This is a genomic window from Janthinobacterium sp. SUN176 (genome assembly GCF_030587335.1).
GTDB lineage: Bacteria > Pseudomonadota > Gammaproteobacteria > Burkholderiales > Burkholderiaceae_D > Janthinobacterium > Janthinobacterium kumbetense.
Map to the genome: position 1 here is coordinate 3409773 of NZ_JAPWIA010000001.1, position 21805 is coordinate 3431577.

Annotated in this window: 17 protein-coding genes; 12 read left to right on the plus strand and 5 right to left on the minus strand. The window is 64.9% G+C overall.

Annotated elements, in window-relative coordinates:
• The first annotated feature begins 57 nt into the window (after nt 1-57).
• From O3299_RS15405 to O3299_RS15415, 3 genes are all read left to right on the plus strand, one after another.
• Nucleotides 58-1809: an ABC transporter ATP-binding protein gene (locus tag O3299_RS15405; protein ID WP_305062631.1), complete on the plus strand. Its 1752-nt coding sequence runs from the start codon at nt 58-60 to the stop codon at nt 1807-1809.
• Nucleotides 1799-3607, plus strand: coding sequence for an ABC transporter ATP-binding protein (locus O3299_RS15410; RefSeq protein ID WP_289898739.1), 1809 nt, complete (start codon nt 1799-1801; stop codon nt 3605-3607). The genes O3299_RS15405 and O3299_RS15410 overlap by 11 nt, the downstream gene beginning before the upstream one ends.
• 120 nt (nt 3608-3727) lie before the next feature.
• Nucleotides 3728-5851: a diguanylate cyclase gene (locus O3299_RS15415; protein ID WP_370385285.1), complete on the plus strand. Its 2124-nt coding sequence runs from the start codon at nt 3728-3730 to the stop codon at nt 5849-5851.
• Nucleotides 5852-5908: 57 nt separating this feature from the next.
• Here the strand turns inward: O3299_RS15415 and O3299_RS15420 are convergent, their stop codons facing one another.
• Entirely contained in the window at nt 5909-6238 is a 330-nt protein-coding gene (locus O3299_RS15420) for a hypothetical protein (RefSeq protein ID WP_077408123.1), read from the minus strand.
• Between the two features lie 137 nt (nt 6239-6375).
• On the minus strand, nt 6376-7650 hold the full coding sequence (locus tag O3299_RS15425; protein WP_305062977.1) for a cytochrome-c peroxidase: 1275 nt from the start codon (nt 7648-7650) through the stop codon (nt 6376-6378).
• 166 nt (nt 7651-7816) lie between these two features.
• Between O3299_RS15425 and acpA the strand changes: the two genes are divergently transcribed.
• Nucleotides 7817-9937: an acid phosphatase gene (gene acpA / locus O3299_RS15430; protein WP_305062632.1), complete on the plus strand. Its 2121-nt coding sequence runs from the start codon at nt 7817-7819 to the stop codon at nt 9935-9937.
• A gap of 65 nt (nt 9938-10002) precedes the next feature.
• Here acpA and O3299_RS15435 read toward each other — a convergent pair whose 3' ends face one another.
• Complete coding sequence (locus tag O3299_RS15435) at nt 10003-10920, minus strand: hypothetical protein (protein WP_305062633.1); 918 nt, start codon at nt 10918-10920, stop codon at nt 10003-10005.
• 168 nt (nt 10921-11088) lie between these two features.
• Between O3299_RS15435 and O3299_RS15440 the strand changes: the two genes are divergently transcribed.
• Together O3299_RS15440 and O3299_RS15445 are read left to right on the plus strand one after the other, a co-directional pair.
• Entirely contained in the window at nt 11089-11964 is an 876-nt protein-coding gene (locus O3299_RS15440) for a hypothetical protein (RefSeq protein ID WP_305062634.1), read from the plus strand.
• Nucleotides 11961-13475 carry a hypothetical protein gene (locus O3299_RS15445; protein ID WP_305062635.1) on the plus strand — a complete coding sequence of 505 codons (1515 nt, stop codon included), beginning with the start codon at nt 11961-11963 and terminating at the stop codon, nt 13473-13475. The genes O3299_RS15440 and O3299_RS15445 overlap by 4 nt, the downstream gene beginning before the upstream one ends.
• 191 nt (nt 13476-13666) lie before the next feature.
• Here the strand turns inward: O3299_RS15445 and O3299_RS15450 are convergent, their stop codons facing one another.
• Complete coding sequence (locus O3299_RS15450) at nt 13667-14086, minus strand: hypothetical protein (RefSeq protein WP_077408133.1); 420 nt, start codon at nt 14084-14086, stop codon at nt 13667-13669.
• A gap of 305 nt (nt 14087-14391) precedes the next feature.
• Here O3299_RS15450 and O3299_RS15455 point away from each other — a divergent pair, with 305 nt between their 5' ends.
• Nucleotides 14392-15462 carry a hypothetical protein gene (locus tag O3299_RS15455; RefSeq protein ID WP_305062636.1) on the plus strand — a complete coding sequence of 357 codons (1071 nt, stop codon included), beginning with the start codon at nt 14392-14394 and terminating at the stop codon, nt 15460-15462.
• A 25-nt stretch (nt 15463-15487) separates the two neighbouring features.
• On the opposite strand, the gene O3299_RS15460 is transcribed toward O3299_RS15455, so the two are convergent.
• Nucleotides 15488-16447, minus strand: a complete 960-nt coding sequence (locus O3299_RS15460; protein WP_305053016.1) for a LysR family transcriptional regulator — start codon at nt 16445-16447, stop codon at nt 15488-15490.
• Between the two features lie 109 nt (nt 16448-16556).
• Here O3299_RS15460 and O3299_RS15465 point away from each other — a divergent pair, with 109 nt between their 5' ends.
• The 5 genes from O3299_RS15465 to O3299_RS15485 all read left to right on the plus strand — a co-directional run bounded on the left by O3299_RS15465 (nt 16557) and on the right by O3299_RS15485 (nt 21781).
• Entirely contained in the window at nt 16557-17396 is an 840-nt protein-coding gene (locus O3299_RS15465; protein ID WP_305053017.1) for a phytanoyl-CoA dioxygenase family protein, read from the plus strand.
• Nucleotides 17396-18214, plus strand: a complete 819-nt coding sequence (locus O3299_RS15470; protein WP_305053018.1) for a sugar phosphate isomerase/epimerase — start codon at nt 17396-17398, stop codon at nt 18212-18214. The genes O3299_RS15465 and O3299_RS15470 overlap by 1 nt, the downstream gene beginning before the upstream one ends.
• Before the next feature lie 79 nt (nt 18215-18293).
• On the plus strand, nt 18294-18755 hold the full coding sequence (locus tag O3299_RS15475; protein ID WP_099666727.1) for a MarR family winged helix-turn-helix transcriptional regulator: 462 nt from the start codon (nt 18294-18296) through the stop codon (nt 18753-18755).
• A gap of 165 nt (nt 18756-18920) precedes the next feature.
• Nucleotides 18921-21296, plus strand: a complete 2376-nt coding sequence (locus tag O3299_RS15480; RefSeq protein WP_305053019.1) for a M1 family metallopeptidase — start codon at nt 18921-18923, stop codon at nt 21294-21296.
• Nucleotides 21293-21781, plus strand: coding sequence for a DUF6702 family protein (locus tag O3299_RS15485; protein WP_289903766.1), 489 nt, complete (start codon nt 21293-21295; stop codon nt 21779-21781). Before O3299_RS15480 ends, O3299_RS15485 begins: the two co-directional genes overlap by 4 nt.
• Nucleotides 21782-21805: the final 24 nt, after the last annotated feature.

The window sequence follows — 21805 nt, forward strand, 5'->3', positions numbered from 1 at the left end:
TCCGCGTGCCCGTCCTTCCGCCCCGCGACACCCCATTATTCAAAACAAAAGGTAACCATGAGTTTATCGAGGCTCATCGCCGGCTTCGTGCGTCAGCATTGGCCGGCGTATGCCGCCGCTGCCGTCATGCTGACAGGCGTGGCAACACTGACCGTCTGGATCCCGCGCCGCGTGGGCGCCATCATCGACGCCCTGGCCGCACACCGCATGACGGCGGCCGAACTGTGGCTTGAGCTGCTGACCCTGCTCGCCGTGGGCGTCGTCATCTACTTCCTGCGCGTGGGCTGGCGCATCACCCTGTTCAAGGCCGCCTACCAGCTGGGTGTGATGCTGCGCACGCGCTTCTACACGCGCATGTCGCAGCAAGGCGCGTCGTTCTACCAGAACCAGCGCACGGGCGACCTGATGGCGCTGGCGACGAACGACATCGACGCCATCGAAATGGCCGCCGGCGAAGCCATGCTGGCCGGCTTCGACGGCACCCTGACCCTGCTGATGGTGCTGGGCATCATGCTGCTGGGCGTGGACTGGCGCCTGGCCTGCATCGCCCTCCTGCCCTTCCCGCTGATGGGACTGGCCTTCTGGCGCATCTCCAGCCATATCCACACGGCGTCGACGGATTCGCTGAAACGCTTTTCCGCGCTGAACGACCATGTGCAGGAATCGCTGTCGGGCGTGCGCACCCTGCGCGCGCTGGGCCTGGAAGAGCGCAGCAGCAAGCAGTTTTCCACCCTGGCCGGCCACGCGGCCAACGCCAGCCTGACGGCGCAGCGCTGGGAAGCGGCGTACGAACCGGCCGTCGGCCTGACATTGACGGCCGCCACGGCGCTGACCCTGGGCCTGGGCGGCTACCTCGTGTGGCAAGACCAGCTGACCATCGGCGCGCTGACGAGCTTTTCCATGTACCTGGGCCAGCTGATCTGGCCCATGTTCGCCGCCGGCTGGGTACTCTCGCTGATCGAACGGGGCCGCGCCGCCTGGCAGCGCCTGCAGCCCATGCTCGATGCGCCGCTGGCCATCGACGACCATGGCACTATTGATACGCTGACGCCCGGCCCCCTGCAATTGCAGGACATCGGCTTTGCGTACACAGGCCAGACGGCGCCCGCGCTGTCCGGCATCTCGCTGCGCCTGCAGCCGGGCCAGACCCTGGGCCTGGTGGGCCCCACGGGCAGCGGCAAGTCGACCCTGCTGCGCGTGCTGCTGCGCCAGGTCACGCCGCAATCGGGCACGGCCACGTGGAATTACCAGCCGCTGGACGCCTACACCCTGCATGCGCTGCGCGCGGCCATCAGCTGGGTGCCGCAGGAATCGTTCCTCTTCTCCGCCACCATCGCCGACAATATCGCCCTGGCCCGTCCCGGCGCCACGCGCGAGGAAGTGGAACGGGCGGCGCAGCTGGCCGACATCCATGCGGACATTTTGCAATTCCCAGACGGCTACCAGACGCACGTGGGCGAAAAAGGCATCACCCTGTCGGGCGGCCAGCGCCAGCGCGTGGCGATTGCCCGGGCTCTCCTGGCCGACAACGGCTTGCTGCTGTTGGATGATGCGCTGTCCGCAGTCGACACGGGCACGGAAACGCGCATCCTGCAGCACCTGGAAGAATTGCGCGCGCGCCGCCCCGAGCGCAGCGCCATCATCGCCAGCCACCGCCTGAGCGCCGTCGTCAACGCCGACCTGATTTTGGTCCTGCGCGATGGCCACGTGACGGAAACGGGCAACCACGACGCGCTGATGCAGCGCGACGGCTGGTATGCCAGCCAGTGGCGCTATCAACAACTGGAGGCCAGCCTCGATGCCATCTAAGACCGACCACGCCACCACCGCCACGCCATCCGTGCGCCGCCAGGCCGCGCAAGCCATCGGCCTGCTGCGTCGCGCCGCCGCGCCCGACCTGCGCCACCTGTACTGGGCCACGTTCTGGCTGATCCTCGCCGCCGCCCTGGAAGTGACGGGGCCGATCCTGGGCAAGGCCCTGATCGACCAGCATCTGCTGCCGCGCAACCTGGACTGGACGCGCATGTCCCTGCTGCTGGGCGGCTGCCTGCTGACGGGCTGGGTCGCTTCCGGCCTGCGCTATCTGCAGCTGGTGCGCCTGTCCGGCCTGGCCATGCGCTCGGTGCAGCGCCTGCGCGAAACCGTGTACCAGCACGTGCTGCGCCTGCCGATGAGTTTTTTCGACCGCGCCATCACGGGCCAGCTGGTCAGCCGCGTCACCAACGACACGGAAGCCGTGAAATCGCTGTACGTGCAAGTGCTGTTCGTCATCCTCGACAGCTCCATCGTGCTGGTCGGCACCATGGCCGCCATGGCCTTCCTCGACTGGCGGCTGATGCTGATCGTGCTGGCCCTGCTGCCGGCCGTGCTGGTCATCGTCTTCCTGTACCAGCGCTGGAGCGCGCCGGCCGTCACGCGCGCGCGCGCCCTGCGCAGCGAAATCAACGGGCAGATCGCCGAATCGATCGGCGGCATGAGCGTGCTGCAGGCGAATAACGCGGAAAAGCGCTTCGGCGCGCGCTTCACGGGCATCAACCAGGACCACTACACGGCGCGCATGCAGGAATTGCGCGCCAACGCCTGGCTGCTGCGCCCCGCGCTCGACATGCTCAACATCGTGCTGCTGGCCGTCGTCATCTTCAGCTTCGGCCGGCGCGAGATGGGCGCTGTGGAAGTGGGCGTGCTGTACGCATTCATCAGCTACATCGCGCGCGTGATCGAACCCTTGATCCAGATCACCATGCAGTTCAGTCAATTGCAGCAATCTGTGGTGGCGACGGCGCGCGTCTCGGCCCTGCTGGACGAAGCGCAGGCGCTCGAACACGCGCAGGGCAGGGAAACACCGGCCCTGCGGCAGGCGAAAGCGGGCGTCGACCTGCCCGCCGTGGACATTTCCCGCCTGACCTTCGCCTACGTGGAAAACCAGCCCGTGCTGCACGACCTGTCGCTGACCATCCCGCAAGGTGCCTTCTTCGGCATCGTCGGCCACACGGGCAGCGGCAAGTCGACCCTGCTCTCCTTGTTGCTGCGCTTCTACCCCGTCACACAGGGCAGCATCGCCATCAACGGCGTCGCCCTCGACAGCATCGACAACGAGCATTTCCGCGCCGACGTGGGCCTGGTGCCGCAAGACCCCTTCCTGCTGGCTGCCTCGGCGCGCGAAAACATCGACATGGGCCGCGGCTACACGCAGCAGCAGATCGAGACGGCAGCGCGCGCCGCACATGCGCACGATTTCATCGCCGCGCTGGAACACGGCTACGACACACCGCTGGGCGAAGGCGGCTCGCGCCTGTCGTCGGGACAGAAACAGCTGATCGCCATCGCCCGCGCGCTGGCCGGACAGCCGCGCATCTTGCTGCTGGACGAAGCGACGTCGCGCATCGATAGCCAGACGGAGCAGATCGTGCAGCTGGCCCTCAATGAATTGCGCGGCAAGGTGACCATCATCGCCATCGCCCACCGCCTGTCGACCATCCGCGAAGCCGACCGGATCATCGTCCTGAATCACGGCCGCATCACGGAAGCGGGGCCGCACGACGCCCTGATGCAGATCGAAGGCGGCCTGTACCAGCGCCTGTACCTGCTGCAGCAGCTGGCGCAGTAAGGGGGCCTTGTCAATGCCTGCCGTGTGCACTTTCGCAAATTTCTGCGCACCGCATGATATTTCTTGATTGCAACAGAATATAATCTGTACAAGACAGGTGGTCATTGCGGGAGCGGGACGTTGGCAGGCAGACAGAGACGGGCATCATGGCGAAAGGCGCATTGGCTGCTGGTACTGGCCTGCCTGCTGCCGCCCGCCGTCCACGCCCAGGCCGGCAACCTGGAGCAGCAGATTGCCGCCGTGCGCGAGGATGGCCGCTTCGTGCCCGCGCGCGCCCTGCAGCGCCTGCAAGAGGTGGAAACGCAGGCGCGCAGCGCCCCCCTGCCCGTGCGCGCGGAATTCCTGACCCAGCTGAGCACCGTCCGCATGCGCCTGGGGCAGAACGACCTCGCCATGCAGCTGGCCGAGGAGCTGATCGCCTACGCCCGCGCCAACAAGAACGACGTGGCGCTGGCGAAAGGCGTGCTCTGCAAAGCCTACATCACGTTTGCCATGAACGAACGCCGCGCCTCGCACCTGCTGGCCTTCGAAGCGGAACGCATCGCCAACCGCACGGACGACTTGCCCGTGCGCGTGCAGGCGACCATCAGCGCGGGCCAGTCGTGGGCCGAGGAAGGCAATTTCCCGTTTGCGCTGGCCAAGCTGCAGGCGGCCGTCGACCTGGCGCGCCAGAGCAACTCCCCCACCAGCCTGGCCGCCGCCCTGAATGCCCTCACCCTGCTGTACACGCAGATGCGCGAATACGACAAGGGCTTCGCGGTGCTCGATGAATTGCTGGCCGTATCCGGCACCCTGGCGTCGCCGGGCCGCATGGCGCAGGCGAAGAATACGGAATACGGGCTGGCGCTCGACGCGCAGCAGCCGCAGCGGGGCCAGCGCGCCCTGCTGGCGGCCCTGGCGCTGGAACGCCAGCTGGACGCGCGCGGCATGGTGGCCGTTACCCTCGTCAACCTGTCGGACAGCTACCTGAAGGAAGGCGACTACGCGCGCGCGCTGCGCTATGCGAATGAAGCCATCACGGCGGGGCGCCTGGTCAACAATGAACAGGTGGAGGCGACGGCGCGCCTGAACATCGGCCAGGCGCTGATCGGCCAGGGACGCCTGCAGGAAGGCAAGCAAAGCGTGGCCACGGGCCTGGCCTACTACGAACGCACGGCCAACCAGCCGGACATGCAGGCCGTGCTGCTGGAATACGGCACGGCGCTGGAAAAGGCGGGCGACCTGCGCGGCGCCGTGACAGCCTACCACCGCGAGCGGGGCATCTCGAACCAGTTGTTCGAGAAACAACGGCAAAAAGCCGTGTATGAGCTGCAAGAAAAGTATGAGGCGGAAAAGAAGCAGCGCCAGATCGAGCTGCTGAGCCGCGAAAATCAGCTCAAGAGCACGGAAATCGACAACCGCCGCCTGCAGCAGCGCGTGTGGTGGCTGCTGGCGCTGGTACTGGCCATGGCGTCCGCCATCGTCGGCTTGCTGTACCGCAAGGTGCGCCACGCGAACGTGCAGCTGAAGGTGAAAAACCAGGAACTCAAGCGCCAGAGTTCGCGCGACCCGCTGACGGCCCTGTACAACCGCCGCCATTTCCAGGAATTCATGCGCAGCCATGCGGGCAAGCCGCAGCCGGCCTACGGCGGCGCCGATGTCGTGGGCGCGCTGTTCCTGCTCGATGTCGACCATTTCAAGCACATCAACGACCGTTACGGCCATGCGGCGGGCGACCTGGTGCTGACGACGATCGCCGAAACCTTGCACGACGTGTTGCGCGAAACGGACATGATCGTGCGCTGGGGCGGCGAGGAATTCCTTGCCTTCCTGCCAGCCGTCGCGCGCGACGGGCTCGACGATATCGCGCGGCGCATCCTCAACGGCATGGCGGCGCAGGTCATCGACTACCAGGGGCAGGCCATCCAGGTGCACGTCTCCGTGGGCTTTGCGCCCTATCCGCTGGCGCCGCTGGGACGCCCGCTCACGTGGGAACGCAGCGTCAACCTGATCGACATGGCCTTGTACCTGGCCAAGGCGCACGGGCGCAACCGGGCGTATGGCTTGCGCGGTTTTCAGCAGGTGGAAAGAACGACCCTGGAAGCGGTGGAACAAGACCTGGAACGCGCGTGGCGCGACGGCTTTGTCGATTTGAGCGTGGTGCTGGGGGGAACGGACGGGGGCGATACTGCCGCTGCAGGCGCGGCGACGCAGGCCAGCCGGGCTGGCGCCAGCGATGGCGTGACCGCAGCGGCCGTCACCTGACGACCGCTGCGGGGAACGGACCGGCCGTGGCCGGCCCTGGCGATGTGATCGCGATGATTACTTGTGCGCGGCGTCCTGCATCTTTTCGCCCGCTTTTTCCACTTTCTTGCCGACGGCGTCGGCCGCTTCACTCATTTTCTTGTCGGCGTCAGCGGCGACCTGGTCCATCTTGGCGCCCGTATCGGCAGCGGCCTGGCTCACGGCAGCGTCAGCCTTGGTAGCGGCGGCCTTGATGTCGGCTTCAGCCTTGGCAGCGGCCGCATCGATCTTCTGGCCAGCCTGTTCCGCAGGACCTGCGGCGACATCGCTCTTCTTCTGGCAGGCAGCCAGTGCCACGACCATCATCCCGGCGGCGCACACGGTCATCCAATTTTTGCTTACTTTCATGATATTCCCTTTCATTGTTATCAAAAGACACAGATCAGTTCGCAATATACACCTGCCTAAAATTTTCTAGCGTGCGCTAACGCACATAAAAACACGCTTTTGTGGCGTAGTTGTAAGCAATGGTATCTTGATATTCTTTAGCCATGTTTTCCCTGCGCAGGACGGGGCGCCCGATAGCCATCCGTCAGAGTGTGCAGGAAGGCGATCACGTCGGCGATCTCCGCCGCGTTCAGGGCGGGCGCCTGGCCCGGCTGGCGGTCGAACGGCGCTTCCACGTTCACGTTCGCTTCCATTCCCGGCGGCATATCGTTGTATTTTCGCACCTTGCCGTGCTTATCTGCCGGATACCATTTTTGCGGCGCCGTGTCGCGCTGCACGTAAAAACGCAGCACCTGTTCCAGGCTGTCAAAGCTGCCGTTGTGGAAAAACACCTTGCGCAGGGCGACATTGCGCAGGGACGGCGTCTTGAAGCTGCCGCAATATTCCTTGTGCTGCGTCAAGTCGGTGCGGTCCGGGCCGCACAGTCCCAGGTCAAAGAACGCCGGGTCCGCATTGACCGGCAGCTTGCCGTTGCGCGGCACGCCGATATTGATCAAGCCGTAATCCGTAAATTGCGGGAAGGCGCCGCCGGCACTCACCTGGCTGATATGGCAGGAGGCGCAATTGCCCTTGCGTTCATCGTTGAACAGGGCCAGGCCGCGCGCTTCCTGCGGGCTCAGGACGGCCTGCTTGCGCAGCACGGCATCGTACTTGCTCGTGTAGGGGTAGAAGTCGGCCGGGCTTTCCTGGAACACTTCCAGCGACATCAGCGCCCAGCGCAGCGCCTGGCCCGGCTGCTCGAAAATATCCGCGCCATACGTCTGGCGGAACTGCGCCGCCAGCGGGCCGGCCCGCAGCTTGGCGACGACGGCGGCCCCGTCGCGGTTGCCCATCTCGCGCGGCGACAGCAAGGGCGCCAGCGCCTGCTCATGGCCGGACTGGGCACGGCCATCCCAGTTGCGCCCGCCCGTGGGACCCGCATCGACGCTGTCGTCGCCATCGTCGTCGTGATAGTGCTCGCTGAAGGCGGGCGCCGTCTGCAGATAGCGCAGCGAGGGCGCCGCGCGCGTGCCCGCATCCTTCAATTCCGGGCCGCCCAGCTGCACCGCCAGCGCATTCGGCGGCCCATACGCGTGTTCAGGACTGTGGCAGCTGGCGCAGGCCAGCTTGCCCGACACGGACAGGCCGGGCTCGAAAAACATGGCGCGGCCCATGGCCGTCATTGCCGCCACCGAAGGCTGGCGCTTCAGGCTCGGCGCGTAGGCCGCGGCCAGGTAGGCGGGCGCGGGGGCGGCCTGGGCTTCTGGCGGCGGCGCGGGCTGGCAGGCGGACAGCATGCAAAGGGCAAGCAGCAGAGGGGGTATCGTTTTCATCATGGGCTGGCAGCGTAGCAACGGCATGTGACAGCTGCGTGACAAAACCCCGCAAAACCTCATGTATCAAGTTCGTACATTACGTCATGTAACAGGCGCTGACATGTCACGCAGCTGACATATTGCCTGCCTAGCATGCGACGTTTTCCACCCAGAAGGCATGAACATGAACTTGCACGCAAAACCCTCCCTGCGGCCCCTGCCGTTGTTACTGTCGCTGGGCCTGGCCGCCTGCGGCAGCGACTATGCGATCACACCCGGCACCCAAGGCCAGGTGATCGGCAGCTACTATGAAAACGCCCAGGTGTGCCTGGAAAGCGCCACCGCCAAGCTGACGTGCGACAACGCCTCCGCCACCGTGCGCACGGCCGCCGACGGCAGCTACACCCTCGATGGCCAGGGCGCCGTGCTGGCGACCATCGGCACGGACGCCATCCGCCATGAAGCCATCGGCGACGCCGGCAGCAAGGTGACGCAAAAACTGCTGCTGCGCGCTCCCGCCGGCCACAGCGCGTTTGTGAGCGCCCTGTCGACGGAATTGGCGCAAGTCATGGATGGCAACGGCGGCGACTTTGCGGCCGCCAGCAGCAAGCTGGCCGCGCGCCTGGGCGTGTCGGAAGCGGGCCTGGCGTCCGACTTCAACAAGGCCGCCGGCGACGAACTGGCCAAGCTGAAGGCGGAAAACGCCAGCGTGACGGCATTGATCGCCAGCGCCAGCGCGCAAGCGGCGCCCGCCGACGCGCTGGCCGCCCTGAACGGCGCCCTGGCGCTGAACAATATCCAGACCATCGTCGTCATCTACGCGGAAAACCGCGGCTTCGACAATCTGTACGGCCTGTTCCCGGGCGCGAACGGCGTACCGGGCGTCAATCCCACGTCGACCTCCGCCTACGTGGCGCAGAAAGACTACGACGGCAGCACCCTGCCCGTGCTGCCGCCCACCTGGGGCGGCATGACGGCAGCCGGCCAGAGTACCGTCATCACCCAGGCGCAATCGGCCAACCTGCCGAACAAGCCGTTCCAGATCGACGACGCCGCCAGCCCCCTGTACCTGCCGCAATCGGTGATCACGCGCGACCTGGTGCACCGCTTCTACAACAACCAGATGCAGATCAACGGCGGCGCCAACGACAAGTTTACGGCGTATTCCGATGCGGGCGGTTTGAGCATGGGCTATTACGACGGCAGCAAGATGCAGCTGTGGGACATCGCCAAACAATATGCGCTGGCCGACAACCTGTTCATCGGTGCCTTCGGCGGCTCCTTCCTCACGCACCAGTACCTAATCTGCGCCTGCGCGCCCACCTACCCGAACGCCGACACCTCGGTGGCCAAGGGTTCGATCGCCAAGATCGACGTCGATGCCAAGGGCAACTTCCTGCGCCTGACGCCGTCCGCCACGGCGCCGGGCACCGTCCTGAACGGCGCGCCCGCGTATGCCAATGACGGCGCGCTGACGCCGGCCGACAGCACGGGCATGTTCTATGCCGTCAACACCATGCAGCCGCCGTTCCAGCCCAGCAGCAACGCCCCGGCGTCCGGCGACAGCAGCAAGCTGTATGCGGACACGGGCAAGGCCACCACCCTGCCGCAGCAGACGCAGACGAATATCGGTGATTTGCTTTCAGGCAAGAACATCGACTGGGCCTGGTATGCGGGCGCCTGGAAAGACACGACGGCCCTGGCCACGGCCAGCGCGCGCGCCGGCAGCTTCCCGAATCCGCCGAACTTCCAGTTCCACCACCAGCCCTTCAATTACTTTGCGAATATGGACCCGGTGAAGGCGCCCGCCTACCGCGCCGCCCACCTGCGCGACTTCGACAGCCAGTTCCTCAGCGATGCCAGCGCCGGCAAGCTGCCGCCCGTGACCTTCTACAAGCCGCAGGGCAACCTGAACCAGCACGCGGGCTATGCCAGCGTGGCCGACGGCGACGCGCATATCGCCAGCGTCATCGCCCAGTTGAAGAAAAGTCCGCAGTGGAAGAACATGCTGGTCATCGTCACCTACGATGAAAACGGCGGCTTTTACGATCACGCGGCGCCGCCGAAGGGCGACCGCTGGGGTCCCGGCACGCGCGTGCCCGCCATCCTCGTCTCGCCGTACGTGAAAAAGGGATTAGTTGATCATACGCAATATGATTCGGCTTCCATCCTGCGCGCCATCACGCACCGTTTTGCATTGCCCGTGCTCGATGGCTTGAGCACGCGCGACAAGGCGCTGGTGGCCAACGGCGGCAAGCCGATGGGCGACTTCAGCGCGGCGCTGGCGCTGGTGCCACAAGAGTAATCGCGCCCGCCGACAGGCGCGACGCCCGCACGGCCTGGCCGCGGCGGGCGTTTGACAGCCTGGCGCTACTGGCCCGGCACCGCATCGAGCAGCGAACGCTCGAGCAATTGCGACAACGCCGTGCGCAGCGTCTGCGTGCGCGCCGCCAGTTCCGGCCGCTTGTAGCGTTCGGCGGCGATCAGGCTGTTTTCCAGGCAGACCCGGTCCGAACGCGCCAGGCAGGCGTCGGCCAGGTCGAGCTGGGCGCTGGCCAGCGCCACTTTCACCTTGGCATCGAGTTCCAGGGTGTCGGGATCGTCGCCCCAGCGCTTGACGTGCGCGGCCAGGCGCGTGGCGGCCACGTCCGGCTTGCCCGCATCGAGGGCCTGGTTGACGCTGCCTTGCAGCGCCAGCCACGCCTGTGCCCGCTGCTGTTGCCTGTCGCAGGTGGCGGCGGACTTGGTGATGCTTGCCTGCAAGCGTTTAAGCTGCGCGGCAGGCGCCTTGGCGCTTTTCAGCACGGCCAGCGCGCTGCGCGCCCCATCCAGGTCGCACTGTGCCGCCAGCGCCGTGGCGGCCTCGACCTGTTCCGCCACGCTGGCCGGCTTGTCGGCGGGCTTGTTGAAGAACCAGATACCCGTCAGCACCGCCGCCGCCGCGATCCACGTGCGCAGGCGCACGGGCGGGCGCGGTGGCGGCACCGAACCCTTGACGGCCGGTTTCGCGGGCGGTGCCTTGGCCGGCGCGGCAGGCGCTGGCGGGACGGGCTTGGGCGCGGGTGCGGACTGCGGCGCGGGCTGCGGCATGGGAGCAGGCGCAGGCGTGGGAGGCGCGACGGGCACGGGCGGCGGCATGCGCGGCACGGGCGGCGACGCCACGGCTTTCTCCAGAACAGGCGCTTGCGCTATCTGGTGCACGCCACAAAACGGGCAATGCGCCACGCGCAGCGGCAAGGTCCGGCCGCAAGCGGCGTTGATGCAAACGTCATTCACTGATTCAAGCACATTCCAACCTTTTCCTGGAGTCATTCCACTGCGTTCTGCCGCAATATTACCTTACGCAAGCACGGCAACGGCGCAACGGCGCCGTGTTTCATGGCCTTGATACCGATCAAAAAGCATCCGCCGCAGCGGTCTAAGCTACCAGCAGCGGCCAAGGACAAGGAGAACGCCATGCCAGCCCACCTGATCATCGAAGACGGCCAGCCCTGGTGGTGGGACAGCGCCGATATCTGGGTCGTGCCGGGCAATGATCCGAATGGCCCGCCCGGCGCACCCATCGCCGGCACCGCCAACTACCTGTGGGGCCGCGTGCACAACACGGGCAACAGCGCCTCGAACGGCGTGCGCGTGGACTTTTACTGGGCCGATCCTTCCGGCCAGATCGCCGTCGGCGCCGCCACGCAGATCGGCTCCGCGTTTGCCGACTTGCCGCCGGGCGCCACGCAGGAAGTGCTGTGCCTGGTGCCCTGGGTCCCCGTCATCGTCAATGGCGGCCACGAATGCCTGCTGGCCGTGGCCCACGGCGCGGGCGACATCAACCCGCTGCCCGATCCCCTGCCCAACGGTTTTCCCTTCCAGCCCACCTTGCACGAGCAGATCGCCCAGCGCAATGTCACCGTGGTGCTGGCGGCAAGGCGCGCGCAATCGCTGTCCATCGCGGTGGCGGCCCTGCCCCGCGCAACGAAAAAAGTGGAATTGCAGATTGAGCAGGGCGGCGAGCTGCCGGAACACCTGCTGGCCACCCTGGGCCTCGAGCGCTGGCAGCCGGCCAGGGACGCCCGCCTGATAGCGGGCCTGGCGCGCACGCCCCACTGCAATGGCGATGCGCCCGGCGAGCAAAAGCTGACGCTGGAAGTGCCGCGCGGCCAGGCGCAGGCCGTGTACCTGAGCGTGCGCGCCGAAGCCGTGCCGCCACGCCAGTATGCGCTGCTGCGCGTGCTGGAGAGCCAGGAAGGCAAGGTCATGGGCGGCATCACGTATATCGTCACCGATCTCGAGAAAGAGCAAGCGCAAGACCAGCAAAGCCCCGAGGAGCAGGCATCATGAGCGATACCCCCCTGCAGGTGCTGACGCGGCCGTTCGCGATCGAACCCGTCACCAACATCATGCTGCCCGATGGCATCTTCGACAATGCCATCTATGGCTTGCGCATCGCCGCCCACCTCACCAATATGTCCAGCAGCGCCCTGAACAATGTCACCGTGTACCTGGAAAGCGTGGGCGACCCCGGCATCGTGCCCGTGGCGCGCACCTTCTTCTTTGCCAGCATTCCCGCCGGCGCGGCCATGCTCGTCATGTGGGATGCCGACTTCCAGCATGCGGCGCCCGGCAAGAGACTCGTCAGCTTCGTCGCCAAGGCGGACGGCTACCTGCCGCACCGCTCGATCCAGCAAATCTTCGTTTCCCAGACGCGCTTCGACAGCGCCACCAACACCTACACGTGCACGGTCGAGGAAGGCACCTTGGAACTGTCCAAGCCGCAAGGCCACCTGCCCGGCAAGCGCTGGGGCAGCACGGGTACAGATGGCAAAGGTGGGGCAAATGCGTGCCGCTGCCCGCCTGGCCTGGGGCCCATCGTGCCGACCGGCATGACCCTCGTCTGGACGCCGAACCCCGCCTATGCGGGCACGCATGGCGAGCTGCCGTTTTCCGACCCGTGGTGGAAGATACTCGCCATCATCATCGCCATCATCGCCGCGCTGGTGGCCATCATTTCGGCCGCGCTCGGTTCCGGCAAGGCCAGCTTCAGCGTGGGCGGTCCGTTCGAGGAAACCGATCCCAGCGTCGACTGCTGCTCGCTGGAAGGCGCCGGCGCGGGCCAGCCCGAATTCACGGTGGCGGGCGTGGCCTCGGCCATCGCCTCGGGCGCCATCGCCGTCGCCTGCTCCGATATCGCGGACCCGTTCTGGCGTGGCCAGGAAGCAACACCGCCAGCCGCCGGCGAACTGACACTGGCCGAGCGCGTGGTGGCGAAATGGGTGCTGCCGGAAGCGCCGAATGCGGGCCTGCCCTACACGGCCGACATCAGCTGGCAGTACGAGCGCTTCACCACGGGCGCCACCTACCAGCATGCCGTGAACGAAACGCAGGTCAACATCCACTTGGCGGGGCCCGTGGAAACAGATACGCCCGCCGTCGTGCAAGCCTACGAACCGCTGTGGCTGCGCGCCAGCTTCAAGCGCGACAATGGCAATGTCTTCCGCGGTACAGAGCTGTATGCCTTCGTGCTGTTCCAGGCGCCGCAGGGACTGTATTTCGTCGAATCGCTGACCGATGACGGCCTGGGCTTCGATCCGGGCGCCAACGATGGCGTCTACGCAGGCAGCCTGGACTTGAAGCGCGCTTACCGCACCTTGTTGCAATATGATCAAAAGGTCTACGGCACCTGGCGCGTCTTCGTTTTCGCCCAGGACGTCAACCTGACCAAGCCCGGCACGCCGCCCGAAATCGCCGCCCAGCACATCGGCGGCATGTTCGTCGCCAGCGCCATCGAAATCACCTTCGACGACACCCTGCCCTGCCCGCTCAAGGCGCAGGCGAATATCGTCGTGGTGTAGTGATAAGCGAGGTCAGGCGTAGGTCGCGCAGGTCGGATTAGCGCCAGCGGCGCCATTGGATACTCATGCGCGCAGACCAGGAGCCGCTGAGAAAATGCGCAGGGCCAGGTGCCGCCCCGAAGACAGTACTTCAGTACAGCGAGGTAAATGCAGGGCAGGCAACAACGCCGAGGGCGTTGTATCAGCCGCTCTTAAACTTTAACGCTTTCAGGTTTCGCTATCACCGTGCGCGGAATGATATCCGTTGCCGGGCAAGTCTCCATCGCATCCGAATACGCGAGCCAGCGCTGCAGGCTTTCCATGCGGCGGATGGTGATGCCCTTGCCATTGATATAACCGATCTGCTCGAAATTGGCGGGGCTGGTGGTCAGTTTCGACACGGTGGGCGCATTGTCGACCAGGCGGTCGTAGGCCTTGCGCGCCTTGTGTTCCCACTTGGCCAGCACGGGATCGTCAAAGCGGTTGCTTTCAAAATACACGGTGATGGTACGGTCGTGGTTGGCAAAGCCGACGATGGCCGCACCCTTGCGTATGGTCAACAGGACATCTTCCTTGACGCCCGTGACGGGAACGAAGACGGCGGCGCGCCCATCCGTATCCGGCCGTTCCATGGGAATATCTTGTCCGATTATGCTCATCACTTCACACTCTTCATCATCGCCTGTTGGCTTGTTGTCCCTGCATCACTGGAAGCGAGCCGCCGTGCGCATGCGTGCGTTTGCCGCTGCGCCGGGCCACTCCCAGGCTCGCTGCCATGCCCTGCAATACCATTTATCAAATAATACATTGCTGGAAAGCACTACACAAGTAATCAGGGGCGCGGCAGCCGCCTGCCCTCCGCCGGATGGGGAATGGTGTGGCCAGTGGCAATCACCTTATAATGCTGCGATTACTTCACGTCCCCCACCTCCGCACCATGACGCTTCCCGAGAATGACACCAGCCGGCTCGACGCCATCAGCGCCGCCGCCACCGAAGTGGCCGCGCAAAACGTGGCCGACCTGCTGGCCATGGCCATCTGCCACCGCCCCGACGAACCGGCGCTGATCGTCTGCGACAAGCGCAGCTGGCTCAATGTCGTGCTGACGGAAGCGTATCGCCAGGCCTTGCCCGACGCCGCCTTCATCGATTTCGACGAAGTCACGCCCGATGCCGTGCTGGCCGCGTTTGCCGAACTGCCGGCCGGCAGCCTCGTCGTGCTGATCCAGTCGACCAGCTTCCGCCTGGAAGCGTTCCGCATCCGCATCGAGCTGTTCAAACGGGGCCTGAAAGTCATCGAGCACGTGCACCTGTCGCGCATGCCCGGTGTGCAGGGCCTGCATTACATCGCCTCGCTGGCCTACGACCCTGCCTATTACCGCGGCGTGGGCCATGCGCTCAAGGCGCGCATTGACGGCGCCCGCCACGGCATGGTCGAGAGCGGCGGCGAGCAGCTGGTCTTCGCTTCCCCGTTCGAATCGGCCAAGCTCAATATCGGCGACTACAGCGGCATGAACAATATCGGCGGCCAGTTCCCCCTGGGCGAAGTGTTTACGGAAGCGCAGGACCTGGAAGCCGTCAATGGCCGCGTGCGCATCTTTGTTTTCGGCGACACGCACTTTATGGTCAACCGCCCCGACACCCCGATCACTCTGATCATCGAAAAGGGGCGCGTGACGGGCACGGAAAACGCCACGCCGGAATTTACCGCCATGCTGGAGATCATCCGCGCGCACGAAGGCGAAGTATGGGTGCGCGAACTGGGCTTCGGCATGAACCGCGCCTTTTCGCGCGAGCAGCTGGTCAACGACATCGGCACGTATGAACGCATGTGCGGCATCCACCTGTCGCTGGGCGCCAAGCATGGCGTGTATACGAAACCGCAGTTCAAGCGCAAGGATGCGCGCTACCACGTCGATATCTTCGCCGTCACCGAAGCCGTTTATCTGGACGACGAGCGCGTGTACGCGGATGGCGCGTGGACGGTGGAACCCGTCGCACTCAATTGAGCCTCAATTGAACCTTGGCTGAACCTCAGCTGAGAAATCCGGCAGCTGCCAGCTCGCGGTCCCACGGCGGCACGGGCTGGTATTCGGCCACCAGGAAATCGATCAGCGCGCGTACCTTGGGCGAGGGCTGGCGGCTGGCAGGATACAGGGCGCTCAAGTGATTCAGGGGCAGCTCCCAGCCGGGCAGCACGGGTACCAGGCTGCCATCGAGCAGGTTGCGCCAGGCGAGGAACGTGGTGCTGTAGACGATGCCGAGTCCCCGCTGCGCCGCCTGGTGCAGCACCAGGCCATTGTTCGCCGTAAAACCCGCCTGCACGCGCACACTCACCGCTTCTTGCCGGTCTCCCTCGCCGCGCTGGAAATGCCAGTTCGTGCCATCCGTCAGGTGGCTGAAATGCAGGCACTGGTGCTTCAATAGCTCTTGCGGCGTCTGCGGCACGCCCCATTGCGCCAGGTAGGCGGGACTGGCGCACAGCACGGCGCGGCACGGCGCCAGCGGACGCATGGCCAGAGCGCTGCTGTCCGGGATGCCGCCCACGCGTATCGTCAAGTCAAAACCGTGGCGTATCGGGTCGAGCAGGGCATCGTCGACAAACAATTCGGCCTGCACCTGGGGGTGCAGCAAACTGAAACGGGCGACGGCGTCGGCCAGCCACGCGCTGCCGAAACTCGATGGCGCCTGGATGCGCAGCGGCCCGGCCAGCTCCGCCCCGGCTCCCGCCTGCGCCACGTGCGCCACCATGCGCGCCGCTTCCTGCGCCTGGCTGACGGTGGCCATGCACGGTGCCAGGTAGGCGCGGCCCGCGTCCGTCAGGCTCACTTCGCGCGTGGAGCGGTGCAGCAGGCGCGCATGCAGGCGTTCTTCCAGCTGCATGATGGTCTTGCTGACCATGGCGCGCGTCAGTCCCAGGCGCTGCCCGGCCACCGTAAAGCTGCGCTGGCGCGCCACTTCGACAAAGATTTCCATCGCTTTTAGTTGATCCATGTCAAAGATTGTCTTCGCTTTGGCGACAATCTGTCAACCGCAGGGCGATTGTTTGCCGCCCTCGCCCATCCTACAATGGCGCTTTCCATTGACCTCCGGAGCCGCCGCCATGCTAACGATCGAACAACAAGAACAATACCAACGCGACGGCTACATCATCCTGTCCGATTTCAAGGGCGCCGATGAAATCGCCGCCTTGCGCGCGCGCGCCGAGCAGATTGTCAACGAATTCGATCCCAGCGTCAGCCAGTCCATCTTCACCACGCGCGACCAGGCGAAGAACACCAACGATTATTTTCTCGCTTCCGACAACACCATCCGCTGCTTCTTCGAGGAAGAGGCGTTCGGCGCGGACGGCCAGCTGAAGCAGGCCAAGTCCCTGTCGATCAACAAGATCGGCCACGCCATGCATGACCTGGACCCCGTCTTCCGCAGCTTTTCGGCCGACCCGAAACTGGCCGCAGTGGCGCGCGACCTGGGCCTGGCGGATGCGCAGGTGTGGCAATCGATGTACATCTTCAAGCAGCCCGGCATCGGCGGCGAAGTGCGCTGGCACCAGGACGCCACGTATTTCGAGACCACGCCGATCAGCGTGACCACGTTCTGGTTTGCGCTGGAAGACGCCACCCTGGACAACGGCTGCCTGTGGGCGGAACCGGGCGGCCACCGCGGCCCGCTGCGCGAACGCTTCATCCGTAACGGCGACGCCGTGCGCGTGGAAAAACTCGACGCCACGCCATGGCCCGACGACAGCACGGCCGTGCCGTTGGAAGTCAAGGCCGGCGCCCTCGTCTGCTTCCATGGCTTGCTGCCCCATTACAGCGCGCCGAACCGCTCGCCCGTCTCGCGCCACGCCTACACCCTGCACGCCACCGACGGCCAGACGGAATACGCGGCCCACAACTGGATCCAGCGCGACGACGCCTTCCCCGTGCGGGGCTTCGTCTGATGCGCATCGACGTCTTTGCCGCCCACTGGGGCAATAATGACCTGCCGCCCGACGTCTTCATCGACAAGGTACTGGCGGCCGGCTTCGACGGCATCGAAATGTCGCTGCCGCTGGACGTCGCCCTGCGCGAAGAGTGGACGGAGCGCATCGCCAAGGCGGGACTGCAGCTGATCGCCGCGCAGTGGGAAACCGTGTTCCACAGCGACTTCGATCTGCACCGCGCCGCCTTGGCCGAACTGCTGGAGAACGCCTGTCTGGCGCGCCCCGTGCTGGTCAACACCCACACGGGCAAGGATTTCTATACGCCGGCGCAGAATGCACAGCTGCTCGACCTGGCCGCCGCCATCTCGGAAAAGCACGGCGTGCCCATCGTGCACGAAATCCACCGCAGCCGCTTTTCCGGCCATCCGATGCTGCTGCTGCCGTATCTGCAGCAGTATCCCGAGCTGCCCTTGACGGCCGACCTGTCGCACTGGTGCTGCGCCTGCGAATCGCTGCTGGAAGACCAGCCGCAGACCCTGGCGCAGGTGCTGCCGCTGGTGCGCCACGTGCATGCGCGCGTGGGCCATGCGCAAGGGCCGCAGGTCGCCGACTTCCGCGCACCGGAAGCGAAACCGGCACTCGACGCCCACCTGGCCTGGTGGGATGCCATCGTCGCCCTGCGCCGCGCGGCCGGAGCCGAGCGCATGACGTTCACGCCGGAATTCGGCCCCGCGCCGTACACGCAAACGCTGCCCTGGACGCAGCAGCCCGTGAGCGACGCGTGGGAACAGAACGTCGCCATGCTCGATCTGCTGCGCACGCGCTACGCCGGCTAAGCTTATGCGCCCCGGTGCCGGATCGCCAGGTCCGGCGCCGCGCATTGCAATTAGGTAGTGCGCTATATATACTGTGCCCATGGATACCACCACCGCCCCCAATCCCTTGCACCAGGTGCCGCGCCTGGACAGCCAGCTGTGCTTTGCGCTGTACTCGACCTCGCTTGCCATGAACAAGCTGTACCGCAAGCTCCTGCGCAAGCTCGGTCTCACCTATTCGCAATACCTGGTGATGATGGTGTTGTGGGAACGCGACGGCCTGACGGTGTCGGAAGTGGGCGAGCGCCTGTTCCTCGACTCGGCCACCCTGACGCCCCTGCTCAAGCGCATGGAGCAATCGGGCCTGTTGACGCGCACGCGCGCCGCCAGCGACGAGCGGCAAGTCATCATTTCCCTCACGGAACAGGGCGACCAGCTGCGCCATGAAGCAGCCTTGCTGCCGGAAGCCATCCTGACGGCCAGCCAGTGCAGCGTGGAACAGGTTGTGGACATGAAACAACAGCTGAACCAATTGCGCGACAGCCTGATGAAAAGTGAGTAAAGGCGCCGCTTTTCCGAGCAAAATCAGGTAAAGCATCCCCCTGACAGCGCCAGGCAAAAGCTGGCGTGAAATCCGCCTTTCTTTATTACAAATCGATACATGGATGGCCCCGCCCTGCGTATAGAATAGTTGCCACTATTTCCTTACAACAACATCAGGGTGAATATGCGCATCTCTTTCGGCTCCGTAGCCTCGTTGGCTCTGTGTTTTACCGTGTCGGCCTTCGCGGCCGAACCATTCGACGACAAGTTCCGCCAGCTCGAAGAGGTGCTGCCCACCCCGAATACCTACCGCACGGCCTCCGGCGCGCCGGGCCACGCCTACTGGCAGCAGCGCGCCGACTACACTATCCGCGCGACGCTGGACGAAGCCAGGCGCGAGATCGCCGGCAGCGGCACCATCACCTATCATAACCAGTCGCCCGACACCCTCGGCTACCTGTGGGTGCAGCTGGATCAGAATATCTACAAGCCCGATTCCGACGCGCGCCGCATGACCACGGCGCCCTCGCGCCAGGCGTGGGCCAAGACGACGGGCGAAGAGACCATGAAGTTCGAAGGCTTGCGCGGCATCCTCGCGCGCGGCGACTTCCAGGGCGGCTTCAATATCCGCCGCTTGACAGGCGCGGATGGCCAGCCCCTGAAGTACGTTATCAACCGCACCATGATGCGCATCGACTTGCCGCAGCCCCTGAAGCCGGGCCAGGATTTCGTCTTCCAGATCGACTGGGATTACCGCATCAACGAACAGAAGGTGCTGGGCGGGCGCGCCGGCTATGAAGTCTTCGACGACAAGAACGCCCTGTTCGAAGTGGCGCAGTGGTTCCCCCGCATGGCGGCCTATTACGATGCGGCCGGCTGGCAGCACAAGCAGTTCCTCGGCTCCGGCGAATTCACGCTGGAATTCGGCGACTACGACGTGCAGCTGACCGTTCCTGCCGACCATATCGTCGCCTCCACGGGAGAGCTGCAAAACCCGCAGGAAGTGCTGTCTTCCGCGCAGCGCGAGCGCCTGAAAAAGGCCCGCGGCAGCGACAAGCCCGTCGTCATCGTCACGCAGAAGGAAGCCGAAGCGGCCGAAAAAACAGTGAGCCGCGCGCAAAAGACGTGGCACTTCAAGGCGGCCAACGTGCGCGACTTCGCCTGGGCCTCGAGCCGCAAGTTCATCTGGGATGCGCAGGGATACAAGAAGGGCGGCAGCGATGTGATGGCCATGTCCTACTATCCGAAAGAGGGCAACCCCCTGTGGGAAAAGTACAGTACGCAAGCCATCGTGCACACGATTGAACAGTACAACAAGTACAGCATCGACTATCCGTATCCGACGGCCATCTCCGTAAACGGCCCCGTGGGCGGCATGGAGTATCCGATGATCTCGTTTAACGGCCCCCGTCCGGTGAAAGACAAGAAGACGGGCGAGCTGACCTACTCCAAGCGCACCAAGTATGGCCTGATCGGCGTGATCATCCACGAAGTGGGCCACAACTACTACCCGATGATCATCAACTCGGACGAGCGCCAGTGGACGTGGATGGACGAAGGCCTCAACACCTTCGTGCAATACCTGGCGCAGCAGGCGTGGGAAGAAAACTACCCGGCTTCGCGCGGCGAACCGCGCGAGATCGTCGACTACATGCGTAGCCGCGACCAGGTGCCCATCATGACCAATTCCGAGTCCCTGCTGCAGTTCGGTAACAACGCCTACGCCAAGCCGGCGGCTGGCCTGAACATCCTGCGCGAAACCATCCTCGGGCGCGAACTGTTCGACTACGCCTTCAAGGAATATGCGCAGCGCTGGAAGTTCAAGCGCCCCACGCCCGCCGACTTTTTCCGCACCATGGAAGACGCCTCCGGCACGGACCTGGACTGGTTCTGGCGCGGCTGGTTCTATACGACCGACCCGGTCGACATCAGCATCGACGGCATCAGCGAATATGGCGTGAGCTCGAAGGATCCGGCAACGGAAAAAGCCTGGAAGAAGGCGCAAAAGGACGCCCAGCCGGAATCCGTCACGAGCCGCGCCAACAAGGGCATGGCGCGCCGGGTCGAGGCGCATCCGGAGCTGAAGGATTTCTACAACCAGCACGACGATTTCACGGTGACCAACAAGGACCGCAACGCCTACGCCGAAGCGCTGGCCGCCCTGGAACCGTGGGAAAAGGACTTGCTGAAACAGGGCAAGCACCTGTACTTGGTCGACCTGTCGAACGTGGGCGGCATGGTCATGCCGCTGATCCTCGAAATCGAACTGAAAAGCGGCAAGAAGTACGTCGAGCGCGTGCCGGCCGAAGTGTGGCGCTACTCGCCGAAGAAAATCACCAAAGTCGTCATCACGGATGAACCGATGGTGGGCCTGGTGCAGGACCCGTACTGGGAAACGGCCGATATCGACACGAGCAACAACGCTTGGCCGCGAAAAATCACGCCGTCGCGCCTGGAACTGTTCAAGAGCGAGAAATCGCCCAAGGATAACCTGATGCGCGATTTTCATACGCCGCTGAAAGGCAAGAACGGCGGCTCGGCCAAGGGCGACGAGGCGTGAAGCGCTGGCGCCTGCTCGCTTGCGCCACGCTGGCCTGCGCCAGCATGGCGGCGGGCGCCCATAATTTTCATATGGGCATCGCCGATATCAGCTATAACGCGGCCAGCGGCAGCACCGAAGTGGTGCATACCTACACGGGCCACGACGTCGAGGCGCTGCTGACCAACCTGTACCAGCGCCAGTTCGACCTGGGCCAGGAAGACAGCGAAGCGGCGCTGCGCCGCTATGTCGAAAAACAGTTTTACCTCGTGGCGCCGGACGGCAAGCGCCTGCGCCTGAACTGGGTCGGCATGAAGGTCAATGCCGACAACGTGGTGATCTTCCAGGAGCTCGAACGCACGCGCCTGGCCCCCGCCACGCGCATCCACAACCAGTTGCTGATCGATTTCCTGCCCAGCCAGCGCAACACCCTCAACGTGCAGGACAGCGGCGCCATCCAGACGCTGATTTTCGACCGCCAGAACACGGAACTGCCGATCCGCTAAACACCGGCAAACTGCCGCCACACC